The organism is Pedobacter sp. UC225_65, assembly GCF_042698365.1.
In the GTDB taxonomy this organism is placed as follows: domain Bacteria; phylum Bacteroidota; class Bacteroidia; order Sphingobacteriales; family Sphingobacteriaceae; genus Pedobacter.
In genome coordinates this window covers 2693552-2711233 of sequence record NZ_CP170550.1, presented here as the reverse complement: position 1 = coordinate 2711233, position 17682 = coordinate 2693552, and the positions used below count along the sequence as shown (strand labels likewise).

The window sequence follows — 17682 nt, the reverse complement described above, 5'->3', positions numbered from 1 at the left end:
TTCAGTTACTATGGCAGCAAAATCTCAGGTGAAGATAGATTTCGAAATCAGCTTTAAAGAACCACAAGCGCATTACGCAGAAGTAGAAATGAACATGGCTGGTATTGCCACCAAAAACTACGTAGACCTGAAAATGCCAGTTTGGACACCAGGTTCTTATTTGGTACGCGAGTTTGCCAAAAGTGTAGAAAGTTTTAGTGCCACTGCAGGTGGAAAGCAAGTGAAGGTAGAAAAAGTAACCAAAAATACTTGGAGAGTATACAATGCAAAAGCAAATGCCATTAAGGTGAACTATAGGGTATATGCTTTTGAAATTTCGGTTCGTACCGCATTTATTGATGCTTCTCATGCATTCTTGTCATCAGCCAATATCTTTATGTATCCTGCTGGCATGATCAAAACACCAAGTACGGTAAAGATTGTGCCTTTTGGTACATGGAACCAAGTAAGCACAGGTTTAGAGCCAGTTGCTGGACAAAAGTTTACCTATAGAGCTGCTGATTTTGATATCCTATTCGATAGCCCAATTGAAGTAGGTACTCAAGATGTGTTTGACTTTATGGCGGCAGGTGTAAAACACGAAGTAGCCATGTATGGTGGTGGTAACTACGATAAAGAACGTTTAAAGGTTGATATGGCCAAAATTGTAGAACAAGCAACTGCAGTATATGGCGAAAACCCTAACAAACATTATACTTTTATTGTACACAACTATGCACAAGGTGGTGGCGGTTTAGAACACTTAAACTCTACTGTTTTGGGTGCTTCACGTAATGCTTATGGAACTGAAAGAGGTTATAAAGGCTTTTTGGGCTTGGTAGCACATGAGTATCACCATTTGTGGAACGTAAAAAGATTGCGTCCGATTGCCTTAGGTCCATTCGATTACGACAATGAGAATTATACGACCAACTTGTGGATCGCCGAAGGTTTTACTTCGTACTATGAGAACAAGTTTATGTTAAGGGCTGGTTTTGTAACCCCAGAAGGTTTTGTAACAGATCTTACAGGTGCTGTAGGTACTATTGTGAATTCGCAAGGTGCAAAGATCAACTCGGCAGCAGCTTCAAGTTTCGATGCCTGGATCAACGGTGCTTACCGTCCTAACGAAAACTCTAAAAATACATTCATCTCTTATTATAGCAAAGGCGAAGTTGTAGGTTTATTGATGGACCTAGAAATTGCCAATGCAACCAAAGGAGCTAAAAGTTTAGACGATGTAATGAAAGCCATGTATCTGCAATGCAAAACCTTAAAACGTGGGTATACCGACGCAGAATTTAAAGCCATGGTAGAAAAGATCAGTGGCATCAGCTTTACCAATTTCTGGGCTAAATATGTTACTGGTACTGTTGATGTAGAATATGCCAAATATTTCGATTATGCAGGCATCAACATCGCCACAGAAAATGCAACACCAAACAAACCATCGGTAGGTGCAGCATTGGCATTTGCCAAAGCTTTAACCGTAAGCTCGGTAACCAGAAACTCTGCTGCCTGGATTGGTGGATTGAACGTAAACGACGAAATCTTAAGTATCGATGGCCTAAGCATTGCCGATGTTTTAAAAGATGTAAGAACAAGTCCAGGTTTATCTTTTGAAAGCTTGCCAGTAGTATCTAAAAAACAGATTGGCGACGTATTGGTAGTTAAAGTAAAACGTGATGGTTTAGAAAAAGAACTTTCATTAACCTTAAAAGAAAATCCAAATGTTCGCTTAAAAGCTACCTTAAAAGATGATGCAACCCCATTGCAATTGGCGGTTCGCAAAAAATGGATGGGCGTTAATTAATTGAGCGTATAAGTTCAACCTATAAAAAAGGTCCCAACAGTTTGCTGTTGGGACCTTTTTTGTGAATAGTAAATAAATTTCCGGCTTTTAGCTAAAAAGTATACCTAAAGCCTAATCCGAATCTGCCTGCATTGAAATCGCTGTTGTTATCGCCAAGATATAATCTAGGTCTCCAATCGAATGAGGCAGCCAAAGGCGCAGATTTAAATTTAAGGTCCAAACCTGCCATAGGTACCAAGTAAAAACTAGATCCACCATCGTATAATTGGATCGATGGTCCACCACCAATGTACCATTTTAGGCCACTTGCACCTTTAACCTGACCATGGTATTGGTACATGGCCTGTAAAAAGGTAGAGTGTTTGCCAAAAAGTACCTCTCCATTGATAGCGCCATTCGCATTAAAAAAATGCTTGATATGTGGCCCTACCAAAGTTTGGCCATCGCCAAAATCAATGGCCAGACCTAAACCTGTTTTATAAGATTGTGCTTTTGCCGTTGTAGCACTGAACGTAAAAAGAATAGTGCCTGCCAATAATGTAAAAAGTAACTTTTTCATAGTTTTAGTTTAAGTAATCATTCTATTATCTCAAACAAAACAAGAATAAGGATAGAGTGTTTGAGAAATTTTAAATTACTTTTCTTTACCGTGATCTTCCCAATTTTCTGCTTTTTCATGTTCTTCCTGAGCATAGGCAGCCGCATCTTGATGTATATTGTCTATCTTTTGATCGGTGTCTTGCCCTTTTTTACCTTTGGCACTGACACTATTTGGTGCTGCATCCAGATTCTCTGTAGCTGGTTTTGCCTCACTTTGTTTTTTTGCAATGTCATGAGGTCTAGCCTCCTTATCGTGGTTCTTGCCTAATCCGGCAATATTCTCTTTGATTTCCATAACCATATTTTAAATGTCAAGTTATAACAACGCAGCAGGATAAATGGTTTGATGAATATTGTCATTCAGAACAACAAAAATCTTCTATGTGTCCTATGTTTCTATGTGGTGTATTTTTCAATATGTTTTAAACCAATGTCAGCATCAGTCTGTCTAATTAGAATAGTAGATTCTTCAATGCATTCACATCACAAAATCCTTATAGTATGACCGCAATAAGCCAGCTAAATAATGACAATAGGTAATCATATAAATCAAAAAAACTCTTTTCAAGATGAAGCTTTGTTGATACCTTAGCCTTATGCTTAAACTATTAAGACCTTATGCCGGTCTCATTGTATTATTGCTCTTATTGGCCCTGGTTGGCAATGGCCTAAGTTTGCTGCTGCCCAAAATTATTGGAGGGGTAATCGATGGGCTATCACACCAGCAGTATACTATGGAAAAAGCCCTATGGCAGTTTTCGGGTATTACCGCATTGGTATTTATATTGGGCTATTTTCAGAGTATCATACAGATCTATGCATCAGAAAAAGTAGCCCGTGATCTACGTACTACACTTGCCACCAAAATATCCAAGCAAAGTACTGGCTTTATTGCAGGACAAGATCCAGCCAAACTATTGACCAACCTCACTTCGGATGTAGACGCCATTAAAACCTTTGTGGCACAGGCCATTGTTTCTATCGTTTCATCTCTGGTGATTATCATAGGTGCAGCTATCCTATTGTTTAGTATCGATTGGCAATTGGGCCTCATCGTTATCTGCATTACCGCTACCATTGGCGTTACATTTTATCTGGTATTAAAACAGGTAAAGGCCCTCTACAAAAAAAGCAGGGAAGTAATTGACCGATTAAATAAAGTAATCAGCGAAAGCATTTTGGCGGCCTTTTTGATCAGGGTAGTCAACTCGCGAAGTTTGGAATATGATAAGTTTCTAGAATCAAGTATCAAAGGAAGAGACCTTGGTCTATCGATCCTGAGGCTTTTTGCCTGGCTGATCCCCATCATAACTTTTACCGCAAGTATAGCTGCGTTGGTGATTTTGGCTTATGGTGGTCATTTGGTGATTTCTGGTCGGATGAGTATTGGCGACCTTGCTGCATTTAACAGTTACCTTGCCATGTTGATCTTCCCCATTTTGGTGATCGGTTTCATGAGCAATGTCATTGTGCAGGCAACCGTTTCTTATGGTAGGATTGCCAAGGTGTTGGATGCGCCAGATAGCTTGGATTTGGGAACAATAGATACAACATTGAGCGGTAAGATTACCGTAAGTGAGGTGAGTTTAAGTTATGGTGGCAAAAATGTACTTAAAAATATCAGTTTCGAGGTAAAGCCTGGATCCAAAGTGGCTATTGTAGGTCCAACTGTGGCAGGTAAAACCACTTTATTGAGTCTTTTGGCAGGCATGGCCATAGCCGATAGCGGAGAAATCAGGTTTGATGGACATTTGATCCAAGACCTTAAACAAGATGTTTTTTATAGACAATTGGCCTTTGTATTTCAAGATAGTGTGATGTTTAACATGAGCTTGAAAGAAAACATCGCCTTTTCTACCTTGGTCACAGACGAGTCATTGCAAAAGGCAATCGCCAGCGCAGCATTAACAGAATTTGTCGCTACTTTACCCGATGGATTAACTACTGATGTTTCTGAGCGTGGCCTGAACTTATCTGGCGGACAGCAACAACGGATCATGCTGGCAAGAGCATTGGCTATTGATCCAAAAATCTTGTTGTTAGACGATTTTACGGCTAGGGTAGACCAACAAACAGAAAAGAAGATTCTCGAAAATATACAAACCAACTACCCGTCATTGACATTGATCTCGGTTACCCAAAAGATAGCTGCGGTTGAAGATTACGATCAGATCATTCTGATGATGCAGGGCGAGTTGTTGGATAAGGGAACACATCAGGAACTGATGGGCCGAAGTCCGGAATATATTCAATTATACCAATCACAATTGAGCACCAGCAGTTATGAACTATAACCTCAATAGCACAAGTAAGCCGGCAGAAAAAAAGCCGATTTGGCAAGAGCTGAAAACCTTGTTGGCGGTAGCTGGAGCAGAAAAACAAAACCTGTTATTGGCGCTGTTGATCATGTTGGTAAATACAGGTGTCAACCTCTCTGGGCCACTATTGATTGGTTATACCATTGATCATTACATTGTAACCAAGCAATTTGATGGGGTACTTTTATTTTCGGGCATATTGTTGGCCATGTATGCTGTGGTTTTTGTAGGTGGTTATAGCCAGACACGTTTAATGGGCGGTGTAGCTCAACGCATCGTGTTTGGGTTGCGCAATGCAGTATTCCACAAAGTACAACAATTACCGGTAGCCTTTTTTAACCAGAACAAGGCCGGTGATCTGATTTCAAGAATCAACTCCGATACCGATCGTTTGAACCAGTTTTTCTCACAAGCCTTGTTGCAGTTCTTGAGCAGTATTTTTATGTTGCTCGCTGCAGGTACTTTCATGCTGATCATCAATTTTAAGTTGGGCGTAGTTACAATTTTACCCGCCTTGGTGATCTGGTTGTTTGTGAATAGGATTTCGCCATGGGTGCGTAAAAAAAATGCCGCCAGTTTGAAAAGTGTAGGCCTGCTAAGTGCCGAGATCCAAGAGAGCTTGAACAACTTTAAAGTAGTAGTGGCCTTTAACCGCCGCGATTATTTTAGAAGACGTTTTGATACCGCCAACCAGCAGAACTACAAAACGGCCGTTGGTGCAGGCATTGCGGGAACGGTGTTTATGCCAGTATTCAGTCTGTTCTCTAACATTGCCCAATTATTGGTATTGGCTTATGGTATTCATTTGATCAGACAAGGAGATTTAACCGTAGGGCTTTTGATCAGTTACATTGCCTATGCCACCAATTTTTATAATCCCATTCGGCAGCTGGCCACCTTGTGGACAAGTTTACAGACCGCCTTGGCTTCGTGGGACAGAATTTCGCAGATGTTGGCACAAGAAAACAACCTCACCATTTTAGAATCGAAAGAAGAAAGTAAGCTTTCGGCCCCTTTAATGGAGTTTCGTGATGTTCATTTCGGCTATCCCAATGGAAAAGAGATTTTACATCACATCAGTTTTTCTTTACAGCAAGGTAAAGTGTATGCTTTTGTAGGTCCAACAGGAGGAGGTAAAACCACCACAGCCTCTTTAATGGCCCGGTTGTATGATCCTTACAAGGAGAAGTGTTTTTAAATGGAAGGGATATCAGAACATATAGTGCTGCAGAACGAAGTCAACAGATTGGGTTTATTTTACAAGAACCATTGCTCTTTACAGGCACGGTAAAAGAAAATATATTATACGGCAACAATTTGTATCAAGGCTTGAGTAAAGATGAATTTTTAGAAGTAATCGATCAAGCTGGTCTGGCAGAACTGTTACAAGTATTTGACGAGGGTTTGGATACCGAAGTAAAAGCTGGTGGGGCACAACTGAGCTTAGGCCAGAAACAATTGATTGCCTTTATGCGTGCCTTTTTACGCAAACCTGCCTTGTTGATTTTGGATGAGGCCACTGCAAATATAGATACGGTAACCGAACAGTTGTTGGAGAAAATATTAGAAAAACTACCCCAAGAAACAACCTTGGTTATTATTGCACATCGCTTAAATACCATCGAGAACGCCGATGAAATCTTTTTTGTCAATGCAGGTGAAGTAATTCGGGCTGGTTCTTTCAAAGATGCCTTAAACCTATTGATGCAGACCAAACGGGTAAGTTAGTGTAAAAGGGAATTGAAATAAAAAATGAAAATATATACAATTAGTGATGAGGGTGCTGAATATTTTACTGAAATAATAAAAAAAAGTAAATCGGGGGTTTTAATGGCAATGTTATTAAGTGTCTTTTGGCCTTTTCTCATTATCTTACTAAAAAGTAATTTTTTCAGAAATTTTGATAGTGGCATATCTGTTTTGGCAATGATGGTCTTTTTGTTTTTAATAGCCACTATCGTTAAAATAGCATTAAAAAGATTAAATACATTGAATGGGGTAATTAAAAGTGTAGAGATTGATTCGAACGATGTGGTAAGTATCTATACTTTTAAAGGTCTACAAATAACCAGTTCAATAAAAGACATAGACCTGATCAAAGGATTTAATCGCACAAATAAATACAATAGCATTTTTGAAGTCGATATTACCTATAGAATTGAAAACTTAAGTAATAAAGGAAAATCATACTACATCATCAGTACATATTGGGGGCTTTGGGAAGATTTAAAGAGTGACTTGACAAGAAAAGATGAAATTGATAATTAAGTCAGCATCGTTTGAAAGTTAAACCAGATTGTTGTTACTTATTCTAAAACTTACCTAGATAAAATAAGTGTTGATATTGGACAGGTTTTCCCAAATTTCATCATAAAGCAATAAATTACTATGCATGCAGAATAAATTTAAATTTGGTTTGAGTAGAAAAGATAATTTGTTAGATTTGAGAAACAACAAAATGGTAAAACCAAATCGTTTCGTTGGATCATTGCCTAGCCAAATTAAATAGTTCAGCCATGTCTACAACCATCAGCAGAGTATTCGATCTTCTAAAATACAATCTCGAGAAATTTCCGAAGCCAGAGTTTATCAGTGGCAAGGTGAATGGTGAATGGAAAAAATATAGCACACAAGAATTTTGTGAGGTAACTGATCATTTGAGCAGGGGTTTAACCACTTTAGGTATAGGCAAAGGCTCTCGGATTGCGGTGATGTCGCACAATAGGCCAGAATGGAATATCTGCGATTATGCGATCATGCAATTGGGCGCTTATCAAATTCCCTTATACCCAACCTTGGCAGAACATGATGTAAAGTTCATTATCGAAAATGCCGAGATCACCATTGTTTTTGTTAGCGATGAAGCCATTTACAATAAGGTAAAAACAGTAGCCAAAGATTTAAATCATCCTATTAAGATTTATACTTTCAACAAAATTGAAGGCGCCGATCATTGGGAAGATCTGGTAAGCATTGGACAAAGCACCAATGTTGACCTAGAAACTTACAGAAGTGCCGTAACTGGCGAAGATATCTTAACTTTGATCTATACTTCGGGTACCACTGGTACGCCAAAAGGAGTGATGTTGACCCATGATAATTTGGTGCAGAACTTCGAAAAATCTTCGGTGTTGATTCCGCCGGGTTTAGAAAAGGCCTTGAGCTTTTTACCCTTGTCGCATATCTTTGAGCGGATGATTTCTTACCTCTACGCCTATTGTGGCGTAGCTGTATACTATGCCGAAAGTACCGATACCATTGTAGCCGATATTCAATATGTAAAACCGAATGCTTTTTCTACCGTACCACGTCTGTTAGAAAAGGTATACGATAAGATGATCGAAAAAGGGAAAGATTTAACAGGAATCAAAAGAGGAATCTTTTTCTGGTCGCTGGCTTTGGCCGAAAAATTTGACCACAATAAAGGTTGGTGGTACAATTTTAAATTGGGTATAGCCCGCAAGCTGGTGTTTAAAAAATGGCAGGAGGCCCTGGGCGGAAACATTATCGTAATCGTTTCGGGTGGTGCAGCGCTAAATCCACGTTTGAACCGTATTTTTTGGGCTGCAGGTATGCCCATATTCGAAGGTTATGGCCTCACAGAAACCTCACCTGTAATCACCGTTAACCATTTTGGCGCTACCATGTTTGGTACCGTGGGTTCGGTAATAGAGGGGGTAGAGATCAAGATTGCCCAAGATGGAGAGATCTTGGTACGTGGGCACAATGTAATGAAAGGGTATTACCAACGTGAAGACCTTACCGCAGAGAGCATAGACCAAGATGGTTGGTTCCATACCGGAGATATTGGTGAGATTTTGGAAGATAAATTTTTAAAGATGACCGATCGCAAAAAAGAGATATTCAAAACTGCTGGGGGCAAATATGTGGCTCCGCAGATGTTAGAGAACAGGTATAAAGAATCGCCATTGATTGAGCAGATCATGGTATTGGGCGAAAACAGGAAATTCCCGGCAGCTTTGATCGTACCTACGTTCCCGGCGCTAAAAACTTGGTGCCAGAAAAAGGCATCCCTTATACCACCAATGAAGAAATCATGACCAATGCACAGGTATTGGATAAATATAACCGTATCATTGCGCAACTGGGTGCCGAATTTGGTAAATGGGAGCAGGTGAAACGTTTTGCCTTATTGGCCAAAGAGTTTAGTATTGACGGGGGCGAATTGACCCCTAAATTGAGTTTTAAACGTAAAGTGGTATTAGAAAAAAATGCAGCCATCATTGACCAGATCTATAAAGATGCAGAAAATTATAAAGCCTAAATCAATACTCGCACTATTAGCAGGGGCCTTATTGGTAACCAACCTGTTTTCGGGTTGTGCAGGTGGCCAGTTGGGTAAAAACAATAGCGGCGAATACCGCAACGGAATGGTAGTCTCTGCCAGCGAGTTGGCCTCGCAGGTAGGTGTCGACATTCTTAAAAAAGGGGGCAATGCCGTAGATGCTGCAGTTGCCGTACAGTTTGCCTTGGCAGTGGTTTATCCAAATGCAGGAAACATTGGCGGTGGTGGTTTTATGGTATATCGTTCTGCCAAAGGCGAAAGCAATACCTTAGATTTTAGGGAAAAAGCAGCAGCAGGTGCAGGAAGAGACATGTATCTTGATGCTGCGGGTAATCCCATCGTTGACAAAAGTCTGTATGGACAATTGGCGGCAGGCGTACCGGGTTCTGTGGCGGGCATGGCAGAAGCACATCAAAAATATGGTCGTTTAAAGTGGGAAGACCTGATTGCCCCAGCGGTTCGTTTGGCTGGAAGTGGGTTTAAACTGACTGCCAGACAAGCCAGAGAATTAAATGGACTAAAGAGCAGGTTTCAAAAGTTAAACCCTTTGGGTACTGCCCTAGTTAAGGAAACGGCTTGGGCAGAAGGAGATGTGTTGGTACAGTCCGAACTGTCAAATACACTGAAGTTGATCAAAGAAAAAGGTAGGAATGGATTTTATGAGGGGGCAGTTGCCGATTCGATCGTGGCAGAAATGCAACGTGGTGGCGGTATCATCAGCAAACAAGACCTGGCCAATTATAAAGCCGTTTGGCGTAAACCAGTAACAGGAACTTATAGAGGTTGCGAGGTAATTACCATGCCACCTCCATCAAGTGGTGGCATTGCATTGGTGCAATTGCTAAAATCTGTAGAACCCTACCCATTGCAACGATGGGGTTTTAATGCTGATTCTACCGTACAGTTAATGGTAGAGGCCGAACGTAGGGTGTATGCCGATCGTGCCGCACATTTGGGCGATCCAGATTTTTATCCTGTACCACAAAGTAAACTGATTGAAGATTCCTATATCAAACAACGCATGAGCACCTTTAATTGGCAAAAGGCCAGTACAAGTGCCGAAATCAGTGCGGGCGAGATTGCGCCAATTGAGCATGAAGAAACCACCCATTTTTCTATTGTGGATCGCGAGGGCAATGCGGTTTCCATTACCACAACTTTAAATGGCTCTTATGGCGCAGCGGTGGTGGTAAAAGGAGCAGGCTTTTTGCTCAATAATGAAATGGACGACTTTTCGGTTAAACCGGGTGCTCCCAACATGTATGGACTGGTAGGTGGCGAAGCCAATGCCATTGCCCCTGGCAAAAGAATGTTAAGTTCGATGACGCCAGCCATTTTAGCCAAGGATGGGCAATTGTTTATGATAGTAGGTACCCCTGGTGGATGAACGATCATTACTTCTGTTTTTCAGACAATCTTAAATGTGGTTGATTTTAATCAATCCATGCAGTCGGCGGTAAATGCCAAAAAGATACATCACCAATGGTTGCCAGACGAAGTAAGTGTTGAAGAAAAGGCATTGGATAGTTTAACTACAGTTAAGTTAAAGGCAAAAGGTTATAAGATTGTGCAACGTGGTCCAATAGGTAGGGTAGATGCCATCCTGAAAACCAAATGGGGTTATTACCAAGGTGGAGCAGACCCAAGGGGAGATGATAAGGCCATAGGCTGGTAAGCATAAGTTATTTGCCCCATTTTTAAACCTGTTCATCACATTTGTAGATGGAATTGCTTTGTTTTTGTTTGCTTTGAAACGTTGAATAAAAGGCTAGCTTTTCATTATATTTGATGTAACCGAAAACAAACCTTTATCCTCAAATGAAGAAATTATCACTCACCCTATTGCTATTGGTGTGTTATGCATTGACCTTTGCACAACAGGCCAATGTAAAAATCAAATTTATTGGACTAACCGACCAAAAAGTATTTGTACAATTACCCGTTGATGGAACTACATTTTATCCAGCTAGGGCAGAAAGACAATTGCCGCCCGACCATACTTTAAAACTCGATTTTAAAGCGGGCCAGATCGCGAATGTTTTCGTGACTACTACAAATAGAAAATTTAGGTTCTTAATTGAACCTGGTCAAACCAACATCACTTTAGACCTTGGCAAAAAAGATACGGCTAGTATCCATTACCAAGGCTCAAGTGCAAAAGGGCAATTGTTGATCAATGCCAGAAAAAATGCATTTTATCAATCGAGGGCAAGTAATTATCTTAAACTAGACAGTACTGCAAAAGGGGTAATGGCTCTAATTGCCGCCGATCAACAAAAAGAACTGAAACCGTATGATCAACTGTTACAACAGAAGCAGATCAGCAAGGTCTTTTACGAAGCCATCAAAACAGATATCACTTTCGATTATACAGCCATTGCTGGGGCCATTCCCATCCAACTTTATTTTGCTTCCATTCGTCCTAACAGCAAGGTTGTTTTTAAGCAGGAATTTAAAGACCTCTGGAAAAAAGTATATGAAGACCGTCCTTTCAACAACTTAAAAGACCTTAATGCTACAGAATTCTACTACCATGCACAATATTATTCAAACGATTATATAGGGATGTACTTGCCGCAACTTAAGGGTACATGGGTACAGCCAGATTGGAATGATGGCAACAAACGACTTAAAACTTCATATGCCGGTTTCGCTGCCAACTTTCAAGGTAAAATCAAAGAATATCTCTTGGCCAGCTTTCTTTTCAATGAAATGCTGCAAAAAGACTATCAGGAGGTATTGGTTACTTTGTTTAATGATTTCAAACATGAATATCCAAAAAGTAGTTATGCACCGCTATTGCAGCCCATGGCCAATGAAATTGTAAAATACCATGAGCAGATCAAAAAAGATTTTGCCGCAGACCAAAGGTTTGTAGCCAATTACGGTCAGGTAAATACTTTGGATGAGCTAATGGACAAGTTTAAGGGTAAGACCATTTTTGTAGATATCTGGGCAACTTGGTGTGGTCCTTGTAAAGCAGAATTTGAATATGGTGAAGGATTAGAGAAATTCCTGAAAAGCAAAGGCGCAGAGATGATGTACATTTCTATGGATAAGGATGCTGTAGATCAGCAATGGAAAGATATGATCAAATATTATCAGCTGTCTGGCAGCCATATCCGTACCAACGCCGCTTTGCAACAAGACCTGATCAATAAACTTTGGGATGGAAAAGGTTATGCAATTCCACGTTACCTCATTTTAAAAGATGGGAAACTGGTGGTGCCTAATGCGCTCAGGCCAAGTGATAAGGATAAATTATACGAACAGATCAGCAAATATCTGTAGCTAAGGTAGGTGTATCTGCTTTCAATTTCGATTAGCAAAGTTTAAACAGTTTCTTAGCTTTGTTTAAATTTCAAAATGATCCTTGATGAAAGTATTGGTCCTCCTTGTTTTTTCTTTCTTTTCGTTTGCTGCCTTCTCGCAAGAAGACAGCGTTCGTTTAATTCCGAGATACCAGCAGAAAGGATTTTTACAGGGAGATTTTCTGTCGATCAAAATGCCCAATGGCGAAAAGAATATCGGCCTTACCGGAATACACTATAACCTGAACATTAACAAGACCTTTTATGCAGGAATAGGTTATTATGGTTCCATTACAGGTTTACGTGGTGGCTTTTTTACACTTGGCGTAAATGCGGGCTTACAACAAAAGCTCACTAAAAATCTGTTTGTTGATGCCAGCGCCTACTTTGGTGGCGGTGGCGGTGCCGATGCGCCAGATGGTGGTGGGGCAGTGGTAATGTCGCGCCTAAATCTTGGTTATAAATTTCCGAAGTTTGAGCTAGCAGCAGGTTATAGTTATGTGAATTTCTTTGATGGAGGATTCGATCAAAAGCAGTCAGCTGAATTATGCTGTCCGTATTCCGTTCCAGCTAAAGTACGCGCCTTTTGCAGAAACAGAAAAAAGGATTGCCTATAAGGATTACGAACAAACGGCATGGAATACCGAAAGTAAACGGGTCGATTTCTCACTGAATTTTAACACCATGTTCCCTAAAAAGAAATCGAAGACGATAACAGGTGGTTCTTTGGTAGGTAAAACCATTCAATTGGTAGGTTTTGAGCTGAGTACTTACATCGGCAAAAACAACTTTCTGTTTGCCAAGGCCGATGGCGCTTATAAAGGAATACAAGGCGGATACCTCAATGTATTATTGGGATATGGGCATAAGTTTACGTTGTTTAACGACCAAACAAGTCTAGCACTTAAGTTTGGTATGGGACCTGGTGGTGGTGGTACGGTAGATACAGAAGGAGGCCTTTTGATCTACCCAGATATTTCCATTACCCAAAAGATCTGGAAGAACTTTAACATCAGTTTGAACAAAGGCTACCTGATGACACCCAATCAGCATTTTTTAGGTTCAACCTTTGGGCTTGGCCTTCAATATAACCTAAGGCAAAATGGTTTGGGTTATGATAAAGACCAACATTTCGATTCAGGGGTTTTTAAAGGCCTGGAGATCATTGCTGCACAAGAGCTTTATTTCAATGTTGAAAGAGACGATTTCCCGACCGAAAACATGCAACAGGTATTTGCCCAGATCAATTTCTATCTCAAAAAACAATGGTATCTGGCTACCCATGTATCTTTTGCAAATTTTGGCAATGCTGGGGCCTATGGCGAAGGAGCCTTTGGTTTTGGAGTAACCACTGCCGATAAAATGCATACCAAGCTAAAGGCATTTGCACAGGTGCTGGCTGGTGGTTCTGGTGGGGGTAACGTAAACGTGGGACAAGGACTGATCATTAAACCAAGTGTAGGGCTACAATATCATCTGTTTCCAGTTTTAGATTTAAGGGGTTCTTTTGGCCACGTTAAGGCATTGGATGGAGCTTTAAATAGCAGTACACTCAACTTGGGGCTTACCTATAAGATTTCTTTATTGCAAGGTAAAGAATAATAATAACTGTCTCACTAAGCTGTTACTTTAAATCTATTGTGTTTTAATTATATTGCAGCAATTACCGAAGCAAATTACCTGATGTTTAGACAGCTGGTATGCTACCAATGGCGCGTTTGGCAATAGATAAGGTGAGGTAGTTGCAGGTAAATATTAACCCCAAACCAATAGAATCACCATGCGCAAACTGTTTTTTTCGCTTCTCGCCCTAACCCTTTCAATCCAGGTTTCTTTTGCACAAAGCAATGAGGCCAGCTTATTAAGCCCTTTCATTAACCAATACCAATCTGATGAAACGATGCTTAACCGCAAGTATAGCTTAAAACGTTCTGAAGAATATTTGCAACGGATGGACCGCTTTTATGCCAGCTGGTTGGCCAAGTTAAAAGCATTGCCTTTTGCAAAACTAAGTGTAAACGAACGTGTAGATTACACCTTGCTGAAACGCGATATCAGGGTTGATGCTGCGGCATCGCAAGCTGCACATGTAGAATTTAAGGCCTCAAACTTTACTGTACCCTTTGCCAAAACCATTATCGATTTTGAACAGAAAAGACGCGTGGGCAAACAACAGGACGGACCAACAACGGCAGCAAACTTTAAACAGTTGATTACTGCGATAGACAATACTACCAAAGCTGTACGCAATGGACAGCTAACCGTAACGCCAATGCAGGCCAATTGGGCACAGCAAACCGTTAACCAATATATCACCGTATTTACAGAAGCCTATAAGTTTTACGATGGCTATGACCCCCAATTTACCAAAGCTACCAAAGAGGTTTATCCAGATGTGTTAAAGGCATTAAGAGAATATGCAGCCGAATTGGGTAAAACTGCAAAACTTTCTAATGCAAAAGACGATGGCAGTGGCATTTTAGGAAATCCTATTGGAAGGACCGCTTTGTTGGCTGGTTTAAAAGATGAAATGATTGCCTATACACCAGAACAGATCGAAGCCATTGCCATGCGGGAGTTTGCTTGGTGCGATGCAGAAATGCTAAAGGCATCAAACCAGATGGGTTTTGGCAACGATTGGAAAAAAGCACTGGAAAAAGTAAAAACAGATTACCCTGCTTTGGGCAAACAACCCGAACTGGTATACGAACTGGCAAATGAAGCCATTGATTTTGTAGAGCAGAATAAATTGATCACTGTACCTGCCTTGGCCAAAGAGGGCTGGCGCATGCGCATGTTGAGCCCGCAAGAACAATTATTTGCTCCTTTCTTTTTAGGCGGAGAATCAGTGCTGATTGCTTACCCAACAGAAGACATGAGTGAAGATGCCAAAATGATGACCTTACGTGGAAACAACCGCCATTTTTCTAGAGCAGTGGTTTTTCACGAATTGATCCTGGACACAACCTGCAATATTTTATGCAGAGCAGATACAAACCTTACCGCAGAAGTTTCAGCACCCCATTTTGGACAGAAGGTTGGTCGTTGTACTGGGAAATGTTATTATGGGATAAGAACTTTGCCAAAACACCAGAAGATAAGATCGGAATGTTATTCTGGCGCATGCACCGTTGTGCAAGGATCATCTTCTCCTTAAATTACCACTTGGGCAAATGGACCCCAAAACAATGTATAGATTTTCTGGTAGAACGGGTGGGCTTTGAAAGGGCAAATGCAGAAGCAGAGGTACGTCGTTCTTTTACAGGCGGCTACGGACCACTTTACCAAATCGGATACATGTTGGGTGGTTTAGAGTTTAGAGCCCTGCACAAAGAATTGGTAAGCAGTGGTAAAATGACCAATATCCAGTTTCATGATCGGATCCTAAAAGAGAACAATATGCCGGTAGAAATGGTGCGTGCCATTTTAACCAACCAATTGTTGCCAGAAAACTTTAGTACCCAATGGAAATTTGCAGGTAATATTCCTTAATTGTTTGTCGTTTTAATTAATAATTTCTTTATAATTAAATAGTTATGGAATCTGTAGGGGATGCCATTGGAGGTTTATGCTTACAATAAACTTCGATACGTATAGTAAAGCACACACTTTTTTAACACTTTTTAACATACTGTAAAATCGATGGAATGGACGCAATGACTTGTCTATAAGATGAATATAGCAGTATAATTCTGTTTTGTATCGATTTTGGTACATTGATTGCCAATGGATATTGTAAATAACAATAGCTTATTATAATATCTCTCTTATGAAACAGAAATTATTTAAAACGTTACCGGTAGCTTTAGCTGCCCTATTTATTGGAACTGCTGCCCAAGCACAAGAACCAATGACATCTCCATCAACCTCTTTTAGAACATGGTCTATTGGTGTTAACGGTGGGGCATTGATGCCTTTCTCTCCACTGGGTGGAAAAGAAGATTTTTCGAACTGGAAAACCAATATCGGTTACGGTTTGTACATCAAAAAACAGATTACACCTTATTTTGCGTTACGTGCAGACGCTTTGAGAGGTAAATTAAAAGGAAATAATGCAGAACCTTATAGAGATGGTACTGTAAACGTTAGTCCTTTTAGTTCTTTCTCTACTGATCTTAGGTACTCGGCAAGTTTAAGTGCCGTGGTAAATATGTTCAATTGGAGCATGTTTAAACAAGAGAATGCCGCACAACTTTATGCATCTGCGGGTGGTGGTTTTGTAAACTACGAAACAACTACAACTACGACAGGCAATGTAACTACAACTGCTAAAGATGTAGACAAATTGGTAATCCCAGTTGGTGTAGGTGCTAAATTCCGTTTATCGCCAGGTGTTAACCTTGATTTAGGTTATACCGTAAACTTTGTTGATGGTGACAACTTGGATGGTTACGAAAGAAATGGAAATGACAAATACAGCTATGGTTATGCTGGTTTAGAATTTGCATTGGGTAAAGGTAAACAAATGGCTTTTTATAGCCCAACTGCAGCAACTTACGATGAGGCTTTAGCAGCCAGAAGAGAAGCAAGTGCCTTGAAATCTGACCTTGATGCGCAAAAAGCAGAAAATGCAAGATTACGTGCCGACATGGGTAACCTATTGCAAGATAGCGATGGTGACGGAGTAGCTGATAAATTGGATAAATGCCCTAACACTCCTGCTGGTACAGTAGTAGATGGTGCAGGCTGTCCATTGGTTACACCAAAACCGCAGATCATTAAAGAAACACAAGTAGTCGTTACAGAAGCAGACCGTAAAGTGGTTAAAGATGCAATTGCCAACTTGGAGTTTGATTTGGGTAAATCAACCATCCGTTCTAAATCTTACCCTACCTTAAATAGAGTTGCGGCTTTATTGGTAGAGAAAAACTTTAGCTTGAAATTGGCTGGTCATACAGATAATACTGGTTCAGCAGAATTGAACATGCGTTTGTCTAAAGACAGAGCAGAAGCGATCAAAAACTACTTGGTAGCACAAGGCGCCAATGCAAGTAGGATCGAAGCAACAGGTTACGGTAAAGAGCAACCCATTGCAACCAATGCTACTGCAGCTGGTCGTCAACAGAACAGAAGGGTAGAATTTACTTTATACTAGTAGAAACAATACCATATCAAAAAAGCGCCCCAATAATTGGGGCGCTTTTTTTGTTTTATACATTTCATAACGTTCTAAACAGAGGTTAAAAATTAAGGAAACGAAAGCTACTGGCCATTGGCAAGATCAGCCCCGCCTGCGGTAGGCAGGCTTTTCGCTTTACTTCGCCTTCTGCTTCGTGCTCGCTACAATCAGGTTTAGTTAACCAATTGTAGTGCTGCTAGGAAACTGAATGGCCTCAAAACCACTGTCCCTTATTG

Annotated in this window: 12 protein-coding genes and 3 pseudogenes; 13 read left to right on the top strand and 2 right to left on the bottom strand. The window is 40.5% G+C overall.

What is annotated here, in order from left to right; translation table 11 throughout:
- The first annotated feature begins 10 nt into the window (after window positions 1-10).
- Window positions 11-1792, top strand: coding sequence for a M61 family metallopeptidase (locus tag ACFJIZ_RS14175; RefSeq protein WP_379085222.1), 1782 nt, complete (start codon window positions 11-13; stop codon window positions 1790-1792).
- Window positions 1793-1883: 91 nt separating this feature from the next.
- Here ACFJIZ_RS14175 and ACFJIZ_RS14170 read toward each other — a convergent pair whose 3' ends face one another.
- Both ACFJIZ_RS14170 and ACFJIZ_RS14165 read right to left on the bottom strand, forming a co-directional pair.
- Entirely contained in the window at window positions 1884-2351 is a 468-nt protein-coding gene (locus tag ACFJIZ_RS14170) for a hypothetical protein (RefSeq protein WP_379085219.1), read from the bottom strand.
- A gap of 75 nt (window positions 2352-2426) precedes the next feature.
- On the bottom strand, window positions 2427-2687 hold the full coding sequence (locus ACFJIZ_RS14165; protein WP_379085216.1) for a hypothetical protein: 261 nt from the start codon (window positions 2685-2687) through the stop codon (window positions 2427-2429).
- 301 nt (window positions 2688-2988) lie between these two features.
- Between ACFJIZ_RS14165 and ACFJIZ_RS14160 the strand changes: the two genes are divergently transcribed.
- The 12 genes and pseudogenes from ACFJIZ_RS14160 to ACFJIZ_RS14105 all read left to right on the top strand — a co-directional run bounded on the left by ACFJIZ_RS14160 (window position 2989) and on the right by ACFJIZ_RS14105 (window position 17422).
- The gene (locus tag ACFJIZ_RS14160; RefSeq protein WP_379085213.1) at window positions 2989-4686 is read left to right on the top strand and encodes an ABC transporter ATP-binding protein; all 1698 of its coding nucleotides are present in this window, start codon (window positions 2989-2991) and stop codon (window positions 4684-4686) included.
- Window positions 4676-6438 (top strand): annotated as a pseudogene (locus ACFJIZ_RS14155) (ABC transporter ATP-binding protein). Before ACFJIZ_RS14160 ends, ACFJIZ_RS14155 begins: the two are co-directional and overlap by 11 nt.
- 24 nt (window positions 6439-6462) lie before the next feature.
- Window positions 6463-6978: a hypothetical protein gene (locus ACFJIZ_RS14150; protein ID WP_379085210.1), complete on the top strand. Its 516-nt coding sequence runs from the start codon at window positions 6463-6465 to the stop codon at window positions 6976-6978.
- 248 nt (window positions 6979-7226) lie between these two features.
- Complete coding sequence (locus tag ACFJIZ_RS14145; protein WP_379085207.1) at window positions 7227-8771, top strand: AMP-dependent synthetase/ligase; 1545 nt, start codon at window positions 7227-7229, stop codon at window positions 8769-8771.
- Window positions 8726-8995 carry a hypothetical protein gene (locus tag ACFJIZ_RS14140; protein ID WP_379085204.1) on the top strand — a complete coding sequence of 90 codons (270 nt, stop codon included), beginning with the start codon at window positions 8726-8728 and terminating at the stop codon, window positions 8993-8995. The genes ACFJIZ_RS14145 and ACFJIZ_RS14140 overlap by 46 nt, the downstream gene beginning before the upstream one ends.
- Window positions 8943-10691 (top strand): annotated as a pseudogene (ggt, locus tag ACFJIZ_RS14135) (gamma-glutamyltransferase). The gene ACFJIZ_RS14140 and the pseudogene ggt overlap by 53 nt, the downstream one beginning before the upstream one ends.
- A 143-nt stretch (window positions 10692-10834) precedes the next feature.
- Complete coding sequence (locus ACFJIZ_RS14130) at window positions 10835-12307, top strand: TlpA family protein disulfide reductase (protein ID WP_379085201.1); 1473 nt, start codon at window positions 10835-10837, stop codon at window positions 12305-12307.
- An 85-nt stretch (window positions 12308-12392) separates the two neighbouring features.
- Complete coding sequence (locus ACFJIZ_RS14125) at window positions 12393-12944, top strand: hypothetical protein (protein WP_379085198.1); 552 nt, start codon at window positions 12393-12395, stop codon at window positions 12942-12944.
- Window positions 12841-13929: a hypothetical protein gene (locus ACFJIZ_RS14120; RefSeq protein WP_379085196.1), complete on the top strand. Its 1089-nt coding sequence runs from the start codon at window positions 12841-12843 to the stop codon at window positions 13927-13929. Before ACFJIZ_RS14125 ends, ACFJIZ_RS14120 begins: the two co-directional genes overlap by 104 nt.
- Window positions 13930-14107: 178 nt before the next feature.
- Window positions 14108-15058: pseudogene (locus ACFJIZ_RS14115) on the top strand (DUF885 family protein); the annotation flags it as partial.
- Window positions 15059-15306: 248 nt separating this feature from the next.
- Entirely contained in the window at window positions 15307-15819 is a 513-nt protein-coding gene (locus tag ACFJIZ_RS14110) for a DUF885 family protein (protein ID WP_379085193.1), read from the top strand.
- A gap of 277 nt (window positions 15820-16096) precedes the next feature.
- Window positions 16097-17422: a DUF6089 family protein gene (locus ACFJIZ_RS14105; protein WP_379085191.1), complete on the top strand. Its 1326-nt coding sequence runs from the start codon at window positions 16097-16099 to the stop codon at window positions 17420-17422.
- The last annotated feature ends 260 nt before the right edge of the window (window positions 17423-17682 follow it).

What these genes read in the sequence shown, in the direction of transcription:
- ACFJIZ_RS14125 (WP_379085198.1), top strand. Translation starts at nt 12,393, where the DNA reads ATGAAAGTATTGGTCCTCCTTGTTTTTTCTTTCTTTTCGTTTGCTGCC.
- ACFJIZ_RS14150 (WP_379085210.1), top strand. Translation starts at nt 6,463, where the DNA reads ATGAAAATATATACAATTAGTGATGAGGGTGCTGAATATTTTACTGAA.
- ACFJIZ_RS14160 (WP_379085213.1), top strand. Translation starts at nt 2,989, where the DNA reads ATGCTTAAACTATTAAGACCTTATGCCGGTCTCATTGTATTATTGCTC.
- ACFJIZ_RS14145 (WP_379085207.1), top strand. Translation starts at nt 7,227, where the DNA reads ATGTCTACAACCATCAGCAGAGTATTCGATCTTCTAAAATACAATCTC.
- ACFJIZ_RS14175 (WP_379085222.1), top strand. Translation starts at nt 11, where the DNA reads ATGGCAGCAAAATCTCAGGTGAAGATAGATTTCGAAATCAGCTTTAAA.
- ACFJIZ_RS14120 (WP_379085196.1), top strand. Translation starts at nt 12,841, where the DNA reads ATGGAGGATTCGATCAAAAGCAGTCAGCTGAATTATGCTGTCCGTATT.
- ACFJIZ_RS14165 (WP_379085216.1), bottom strand. Translation starts at nt 2,687, where the DNA reads ATGGAAATCAAAGAGAATATTGCCGGATTAGGCAAGAACCACGATAAG.
- ACFJIZ_RS14130 (WP_379085201.1), top strand. Translation starts at nt 10,835, where the DNA reads ATGAAGAAATTATCACTCACCCTATTGCTATTGGTGTGTTATGCATTG.
- ACFJIZ_RS14110 (WP_379085193.1), top strand. Translation starts at nt 15,307, where the DNA reads ATGCAGAGCAGATACAAACCTTACCGCAGAAGTTTCAGCACCCCATTT.
- ACFJIZ_RS14105 (WP_379085191.1), top strand. Translation starts at nt 16,097, where the DNA reads ATGAAACAGAAATTATTTAAAACGTTACCGGTAGCTTTAGCTGCCCTA.
- ACFJIZ_RS14170 (WP_379085219.1), bottom strand. Translation starts at nt 2,351, where the DNA reads ATGAAAAAGTTACTTTTTACATTATTGGCAGGCACTATTCTTTTTACG.